The organism is Psychromonas sp., assembly GCF_983033635.1.
Genome location: NZ_CEZLMY010000062.1, coordinates 1 through 8,796 on the forward strand (window position 1 = coordinate 1; position 8,796 = coordinate 8,796).

The window sequence follows — 8,796 nt, forward strand, 5'->3', positions numbered from 1 at the left end:
AATGAAGTACACGGATGTACTTCATAAATAAGCTTAAATGGCAACGACCTGAGTAATTATGTTCCTAAAATCTTAAGCGGTAACGCTAATAACCGATCGCCTGAGTCTGCAAAATAGAAAATAATCGCAATTAGACCTGCTACGGTCAACATATACCAAACTGCTGAAACTAGTTGTCCATATTTATCGAGGGGCAATAGATGACTTTGATAACGAGTGCGCCACTCAAATACTATTTCCAGACTGCCAATCAATAATAAAAAACCTAATAATGCTAAGCCCAAGCTATAACTCACAAAAACGCCTAAAGCCGCGCCGCAAATACAGGCAATAAGACCCACCCTGCTATTCATTGAAAAACTAATGCTTTTTAAAATATGCCCGCCATCAAGCGGTAGAATTGGCAGAAGATTAAATAGATTTAATAAGGCATTAAAAACAGCAAGACCAGCAAAAAACAGGTTGCCCGTTAACCAATAAACTAACAGACAGGCAAATGATAAAATCAGCCCAAATGTTGGCCCCATTATAGAAATAACCACATCTTGCCAACGTGTATTGATTTTTTCGTCGGTGACAGCAAGTCCGCCTACAAAAGGGATCAGGTAGATCCCCTTAGTTTTCATTGCAAAATGTTTCATTGCGCGAATATGTCCATATTCATGAAAAACCAGGCAAGCTAATAATGATAATGCAAATTGAAAAGAGAAAAACCAGCTATAGGCAGCCAGGCTCGCACCCGCTAGCACTACTTTTATAATCTTGGCACTTTTCAACAGTTTAAATCCAAGCGAGAACAGACCTAACAGGCTGAACTTTTTTTCAACTTTTACGGTTTCCATCGGAACTTGCTGCTCAATATCTTTGCTGTTTCGTTGCCCTTGTGCAACTACGCGACCATCGACAACTAATTGATACTTAATTTCAAAAGGCTGCCAGTTTAAATCAATCTCTAAACGGCATTTAATAATATGCGCAGGCACTGCAATAGCATCAGCCTCTTCACCCGTTAACTGCTTAACTTGTTGGGAAAGCTCAAAATGGTGAGTCGATTTAGACGCCTGATTTTCTGTCGCTGTTAACTGCGAGACGATATGCCCTCCCCAATATAGCTGTTGCCAGCCAGCAAGAGAGGCCTCTAACCTTAATGTTTTTCCGAAATGTTCAAGTTGCAGTAGTTCCACGCTGATAGTTCCAATTAAATAAACACCATAGGATTATGCCTTCAATATACAACCAGGAGAAGCGTTAGCTGTCACTTTAATGGCGAATCATTCGCATTGTCGAGATGCGCAATTATTTCGTTATAATTTAATTTTCAAACCAAGCCGCTGCTCGCTCTTTTTCTATTGATGAAACAAGTTACGGCTTTATTAGTCGATTAGCTGTTTGCTTATTTAAAAGGCTGTGATGAAAGTTATTTTATTAATTGTTTTTTTCTGTATTGTGACAATTAAAAACTTTGCCTGTCCGGATTTGTCTTTTTTTGAATAGTGTATGGACTTCAAGCGCATCTAAACATATATAGATGCATGCTTTGAATTGGCAATTAACGTGAGGAAATACAAGTATGAACTATCAAACCGTATTTATTACTGGCGCCACAAAAGGCCTTGGTCGGGCACTGGTTATCGATCTGTGCAGCAAAGGCTATCGAGTTTTCGCCAGCGGACGTGATGAAACTCAACTGCAGCAACTTATGCAGCAAACAGGTTGCCTGGGGCAAAGCTGCGATCTCAGTCAAGCGGATGCAGTCGTGGAACTTTTTCATAAAGCGAAACAAGCGCTGGGGCATATCGATGTGCTTATCAATAATGCCGGAATGAACTCTCGCAAATGCGACCTAGCCGAGACTAATTTAGAGGAGTTTGAACAGCAATATGCAATCAACCTGCGCGCCCCTTATCTGCTTTGCCGGGAAGCGATGCAACAGATGTTGCCTAAAAAGCAAGGCTATATCATCAATATTGTCAGTACTGTAGCTAAGCGCAGTAATGCAACTATGAGTATTTATACTGCAATGAAGCAGGGTTTTGCAGGTTTAAATAACGTACTTATGAAAGAAGCACAGCCCCATGGCATCAAAGTGACGGCTGTTTATCCTGGTGGCATCAACACCTCCTTTCGTAAGCAGGAGCGTCCGCAATACATGCAGCCCGAAAGTGTGGCAACCATGATTAGTCAATTACTCAGCAATCCTGAAGATGTCGTGGTACACGAACTTACTTTCCGACCTGCCGTTGAGTTGGAATAGTGAATTGACAATTGATTGCCTGGCATCACTTCGCATAAACCTGCCGTAAAATGAGTTAATAGCCCTACTACGGCCACCAGCCGAAACTGGACAAAATCAGATAGCGTTTACAGTCACTATTTTCGGCGAATCTATTGCCTTTACTTATACCCATGTTATTTCAAGATGCAAAATCAGCAAGCCAAATTCACTTAGATGCTAGGCATAAAATTGAAGTATAGTTGTTCTACATTGAGATTTTATAACGACGCAGATGAGTGCGATTTGGCTTGCCCTGCGGGGGCTCAGCTCGAAAACAAGTATTGCGTTACAGCATTCGATAAGGGAGTAACCATTACCTTCATGCTGTGCCTTATCCTAGTCTCCGAGCTGAGTCCTGATAAAGCACCTTGAGGTATCATGGGTATAGATCTGCCAGACAAAAACAACACCTGTGCTCAATAGTTTTGTTTCTACGCCTAGCCGATAGGGATTAAACTCTTTAAACTCTGCTACTTAAATTCAGAAAAGTTAAAACTCCTTAGGTGAAATAATAATGACAACAAGCACAATTCCAACAGAAATGACGTTCTTTGAACGCTTTGAAGAAGATATTCTTGCAGGTAAGAAAACAATTACTATCCGCGATGAAACTGAACGCAATTATGTACCAGGCACAAAAGTGCAGGTATCAACCTTCGAAGATGGTCGTGAATTTTGCCAACTGGAGATATTGTCGGTTGAGCCCATTCTCTTTGATGATTTAACGCAGTTTCACGCAGATCAAGAAAACATGACATTAGCTGAACTAAAGGATGTGATTCAGGAAATCTATCCAGGTATTAAACAACTTTATGTAGTGAGTTACGCGTTAGTAAGCAATTAATTTGCTTGTAAACTTACTGATGGCTGATAACACTCACTTTGTACTTAGCCGCTAAAAACTTGCTATCTGATTATCTGCTCTTGTCTTTTAGTTATCTCAAAAAGGCAAGACGCTAAACTGAGTGAAATATAGGCACCATTTTCCCATGACATTAATGATTATCTGCTATAGAGCTGGATTACAGAGCTGCTTTTCTTGCTAAATTCGAGCATATTTCCTAGACTTTAGTTGAGCCTAAAATTGGAAATGCATGATTATGAAACAACAAAATTCTAAGCGAGTGTCTCAACGGCCAGTCCTAATTCTCGATTTGGATAATGATTTTCCAAGCATTGCTACAGAGCTAATTCAACAAAATTGGCTTCCAATGACAACTTCCACTTTCAGGCAATCAATGCATGTTATTCAACAAACGAATATAAACGTTGCTATCGCAATCATTCCAACAAATAAACATAAAAACACTTTTGACGCCGTTAGTAAACTGCAAAAAATTGCGCCAAATGTTAAGTGGTTAGCTATAGCAATGCAATACCCCATCACATCGTTAGATTATTCCCAAAAGCTATCAACTTACTTCGCCGATTACTTCCACTGCCCAATTGACTGGATGCTGTTTGTACATACCTTGGGACATAGTTGGGGCATGACAAAGGTCCAGAAAGAGACTAGCAAGGAACAACTATCAAACGCACAAAGTCATATTATGTTCGGTCGCTCTAAGCTGATTAAAGATCTTAAACTTAAGTTGACAAAATTTGCTCGTGCAGACTGCTCAGTATTGATTAGTGGAGAAACCGGCACCGGAAAAGGACTTTGTGCACAACTAATCCACTCTTTGTCGGAACGCAAAGATGGGCCGCTAGTGACGGTTAATTGCGGTGCTTTGCCTGCTTCATTAATTCACTCAGAGCTTTTTGGTTATGAAAAAGGCGCATTCACAGGCGCAGAAAGCCAATATATAGGGCACATTGAGCGGGCTGATAAAGGAACCCTGTTTCTAGATGAGATTGGTGACCTACCGCTAGAGTTACAAGTAAACTTGCTGAAATTTCTCGATGACTACACTATCGAAAGGGTCGGTGGTAATCAGCCTATACAAGTCGACTGTCGAATCATACTCGCGTCAAATGTCGATCTTGAAAATGCAGTCGCCGAAGGAAAGTTTCGTGAAGATTTGTATCATCGCCTCAATATATTGCGAATTCATGTGCCTAGCCTTAGGAAATATCGCGAAGACATCGAGTTATTAGCGCGTGAGTACATTGAGCAATACAGCCACCCGGATCGGAAACTGCATTTATCAAACTCAGCACTGCAGTCGATGCTTGTATATGATTGGCCGGGTAATGTCAGAGAGCTAAAAAACCGTATACTCAGGGCGGTTGTTATGGCAGAAGCAGACCAAATAACGGCTACGGAATTGGGTATTAATGCAAAGAGTAATTTCAAGCCCGTAGCTAACCTTGCCAAACAACGTGTAGAAATTGACACCGAACTACTGCTGGATGCAATAAAACAAAACAATCACAATATTTCTGCGGCGTCTAAACAATTGAATATTTCCAGAACCACCTGCTATCGCTTGATTAAGAAATGTAAAATCAAGCTGTAGATGAGATGATCACTTTACCTTTGCGCCATATCTGTCCTAAAAACACTTGTACCTCTTTTGTGTTATCCCGTTAAACAAGTGATTGCCATTTACGCTGTAAGTGATCGGCTTGTTATGACTAAGCGATGTCTACAGATATTATTGAGTGATCTATATGCAGGAGATAGGTGTTTTTCCAAGCTTGGACAACAGCCTTACCTGTATTTTCCTTATTATTTTTCCTATAACCTGCGTATTTGCTGGCCTCACAGAAAAATCGTGATCTCGCGTGCACGACTGTACAAACAACGAACGATTTACTGATAATGCCTTTATAGTCGCTTTAACAAAGCTATATCGGCTCCTAGCAAACAAAATGATCAGGGTAAAATCGTACTTTAATGAATAGTGTGATCGAATAACAATTCAACCTTTGCAGTATGCAGTGTAATTTATCGAACACTTTTCAATTATTGGTACAAGAGAGCAGTCATTGATCTGGCTTGGCAAACTTCTCTGAAGTTGTATTAGCTCGAGTATTGACTATTATTAATAGCATAACGCCTAAGTAGAGTTGTTTTCTAAAAAAGTCAAGTGAGCCTTAGCTCATTTTTTATAAATACTTTATATTAAATCTGAATGGGCCCTTGGGTGATTGTAAAGTTAGCGACAGTCACCTTAAAAGTTAAAGAGTGTAGTAAGGGGATTAATTATGTTTAAACTACGACAAACAAGGTTCTCCACGAAGTTGATGTCGCCAAAGTCTATTGTATTGATTGGAGTGTTCGTTTTATTGATCGCTTTTATTGGCTACCAGGCGTGGCATGAATATCAAATCTATCGAATCAATAAAATGGCCGAATCTTTTCCAACGGCTGCAGGTACAGCTGCTGAAGTACAAAGGGAGCAGGCTAAAAATCAGACTATGGCGCTGGCCAAGCTGATGGCCGATTACCGCCGTGCTGATAAGTCAAATAAAACCAAACACCTAAACCAAGTGGTGGCACTGGCAGAAGAGCGTCAGGCGCTATTGGCCGAATTGGCACAAACCGATCCGGCGGCAGCAGTACGCGCCGTTCTGCCAGCATCCGTGCGTAAAGGCATGCCGGATGAAGTGCTGGCCATGCTAACAGAGAAGCAAGAGCTTAAAGGCGAATTGGAAGTTCTTTATGAAGATTATGAAGATCACAGTCTAAGCCGTTTGCGCCATGTGCTAAAAACCGCAAACAGTCGGGTCGAGCTACACTTGCCTAAAAATGCTAAAACCAATGCGCTGCAAACCGGGACTAAGGTGCAAGCTCGTGGCTGGTTATTTAAACATGGCGGTGAGACGATTGATTCACTTGCTGTCAATGATGAGCAAAATAGTCTGACTGTTTTAGCCCAGGACAGCACAACGACTACCGCTACAGCCAGTACCACAACGGCCGCATTGACCAACACCTTGGGTGAGCAGCGCACCCTAGTGATGCTGGTTAATTTCCAGGATAACACTCAAAAGCCGTGGACGGTCGAAGAAACCAGAGAGATGATATTCGGCACGGTCAATGATTTTTATAAAGAAAACTCCAACGACCAGACCTGGCTCAGCGGTGATGTCCATGGTTATAACGCCTTGCCGTTGGATTCGACGACTTGTGATTACATTGGAATTGATAATTATGCACGGCAAGCTGCTGAAAATGATGGCATTGATGTTAACAGCTATAATCGACGGGTTTATATCTTTCCCAAGATCAGCGGGTGTCTCTGGAGCGGAATGGGGATATTGGGTGGAACAGCCGGAACACAAACCATAGCCTGGATCAATGGTTCTTTTACCTTGAACACTATCGGCCACGAACTGGGTCATAATTTCGGCCTGCATCATGCTCAGAAACTTGATTGCGGCTCGGAGACTGTTGGTGATAACTGTGTCTCCACAACCTATGGCGATACCATGGATATTATGGGCGAAGCCGGAGTTGAGGGGCATTTCGGTGCCTTTAATAAAGAGCAACTTGGCTGGTTGAGTCCACTGTCAGGAGAAATAGTCACCGCCGACAGTGATGGCAGTTATATTATCGAACCTTATGAATCAATACCAGGCGGCGCGGCTAAAGGTCTTAAGGTGCGCCGTGGCACAGATGCCGTTACCGGACAACCGCTGTGGTACTACCTCGAATACCGCCAGGCGCAGGGATTTGATAGTTTTCTTGATGGTAAGAGTGGCATTACTGACGGTGTGGTATTCCGTCTAGCTACAGAGTCAGATATACAGAGCAGTCAGCTGCTTGATATGACACCATCAAGTGCTTGGTTTGATATGGATGATGCTGCGCTGCTAGCAGGCAACAGCTACAGTGATTCTGATGCCGGGGTTACTATTACTACCGAATGGGCAGATAGTTCAGGTGCCAGTGTTAATGTCAGCTATTCAGGACTGAGCTGTATTAGGGCAAACCCTGTATTATCGCTATCGCCTAACGAAAGTGCCTGGGTTGTTGCGGGCACTGCTGTTATGTACAGCGCAACTGTGACCAGCAATGACAGTGCTGAATGTTCTGCATCAAATTACGATATTACGGCGGCCGTACCGAGTGGTTGGGTTAGCAGTAACCAAAGTTTAAACTTAGCGCCTGGTGTGAGTGGCACAGTAATCCTTAATGTCGCGTCAGCAGATACTGCTGCCGATGGCTTTTACGATCTGACTATTCGTGCTGAAAACAGTAGCGACAGTAACTATAGCAGCAGTGGTATGGTCAGTTATGTGGTTGATACGCCAGCTCCGGCCTGTGTCGTTGCTAATCCGCTGTTATCATTAATTAACAGCCAAGGTGGCGAGGTAACCGCAGGTAACACTGTGACTTATACAGCTACGCTAACCAATCAAAATAGTGGTAGTTGTGCTGTTGCTGATTTTAACATTGCGGCCAGTGTTCCTGCAGGTTGGAGTGCCGACAGCAGCACTGTCACCTTGACTCCTGGTGATACAGCGTCAGTCAACCTTAACGTAACCTCGGCGAGCATTGCTGCTGATGGAGAGTATCCTATTGGCATTAATGCATTTAACACGGCAGATATCCGCTATAGCAGCAATATTATGGCGAGTTATACTGTGCTAGCACCAGCACCTATTTGCGTGGCCGCCGCCCCTCTATTGACACTGTCAGCCAGTGCGGGTAATGTGATTGCCGGCAGCACGGTCAATTACAGCGCCACAGTAACCAACCAGGATAGCAGTGATTGTGCTACCACAGACTTTGCTGTATCTGCCGACGTTCCGGCGGGCTGGAGTGCCAGCAACCCAAGTGTTAATTTGGCACCGAGCGCGAGTACTACGATCACTTTAAGCGTCACCTCAAACAGCACAGCCACTGATGATCTGTATAACATTATCATTCATGCCGAAAATGCAGCGAACAGCAGTTATAGCAACAGTGCTATGGTGAGCTATGCGATGTTACCCCTCTAAATAGCGCACCTGTTGCGGCAACGGATAGCGTTGTATTACCGTCGAAAGAGGCTCTAGTCATTAATGTACTTGGCAATGATTGGGATCCGGACGGCGACAGCCTGAGCATCAGCGCGGTAAGCCAGGGCGCCAAGGGCAGTGTACAGATCACCGCCGACGGCCGCCTGATTTACACCCCGGTTAAGAGCTTTAAGAGCAGCGACAGCTTTAGCTATACCATCAGTGACGGCGATAAAACCGCCACTGCCACGGTGAGTGTCAGCCTGTCCACTTCTTCTGACGAGAGTAGCAAACCCAATAAGGGCAAGGCCAACAAGTAAACGGTTATCCGCCGTAATGGCTTTGGATCTTGAACAATAACAAGGGGCGATGGTATTTACCATCGCCCCTTTTGTTATTACCTGAGTATTTGGCGAGTTATACTGTGGTAGCACCAGCACCGGTTTGCGTAGCCGCAACCCCTCTATTGTCACTGTCAGCCAGTGCGGGTGATGTGATTGCCGGCAGCATGGTCAACTACAGCGCCACGGTAACCAACCAGGATAGCAGTGATTGTGCTGCCACAGACTTTGCGGTATCTGCCGACGTTCCGGCGGGCTGGAGTGCCAGCAACCCAAGTGTTAATTTGG

At 43.7% G+C, this 8,796-nt stretch carries 7 protein-coding genes; 6 read left to right on the forward strand and 1 reads right to left on the reverse strand.

Annotated elements, in window-relative coordinates; all coding sequences use genetic code 11:
- Window positions 1-56 precede the first annotated feature (56 nt).
- Window positions 57-1,184 carry a site-2 protease family protein gene (locus AC4GME_RS10010; RefSeq protein ID WP_490376840.1) on the reverse strand — a complete coding sequence of 376 codons (1,128 nt, stop codon included), beginning with the start codon at window positions 1,182-1,184 and terminating at the stop codon, window positions 57-59.
- A gap of 386 nt (window positions 1,185-1,570) precedes the next feature.
- Between AC4GME_RS10010 and AC4GME_RS10015 the strand changes: the two genes are divergently transcribed.
- The 6 genes from AC4GME_RS10015 to AC4GME_RS10040 form a co-directional block, all read left to right on the forward strand.
- On the forward strand, window positions 1,571-2,254 hold the full coding sequence (locus AC4GME_RS10015; protein ID WP_490376839.1) for an SDR family oxidoreductase: 684 nt from the start codon (window positions 1,571-1,573) through the stop codon (window positions 2,252-2,254).
- Window positions 2,255-2,789: 535 nt separating this feature from the next.
- A complete protein-coding gene (gene yqfB / locus AC4GME_RS10020) occupies window positions 2,790-3,119 on the forward strand; it encodes a N(4)-acetylcytidine aminohydrolase (RefSeq protein WP_490376838.1) in 330 nt (109 codons plus the stop codon).
- 256 nt (window positions 3,120-3,375) lie between these two features.
- Complete coding sequence (locus tag AC4GME_RS10025; protein WP_490376837.1) at window positions 3,376-4,734, forward strand: sigma-54 interaction domain-containing protein; 1,359 nt, start codon at window positions 3,376-3,378, stop codon at window positions 4,732-4,734.
- A 691-nt stretch (window positions 4,735-5,425) separates the two neighbouring features.
- Window positions 5,426-8,167 carry an NEW3 domain-containing protein gene (locus tag AC4GME_RS10030; protein ID WP_490376836.1) on the forward strand — a complete coding sequence of 914 codons (2,742 nt, stop codon included), beginning with the start codon at window positions 5,426-5,428 and terminating at the stop codon, window positions 8,165-8,167.
- Window positions 8,168-8,226: 59 nt separating this feature from the next.
- A complete protein-coding gene (locus AC4GME_RS10035) occupies window positions 8,227-8,487 on the forward strand; it encodes an Ig-like domain-containing protein (RefSeq protein WP_490376841.1) in 261 nt (86 codons plus the stop codon).
- A 104-nt stretch (window positions 8,488-8,591) separates the two neighbouring features.
- The coding region (locus AC4GME_RS10040) for a hypothetical protein (protein WP_490379331.1) at window positions 8,592-8,796 on the forward strand (205 nt) is incomplete at its 3' end.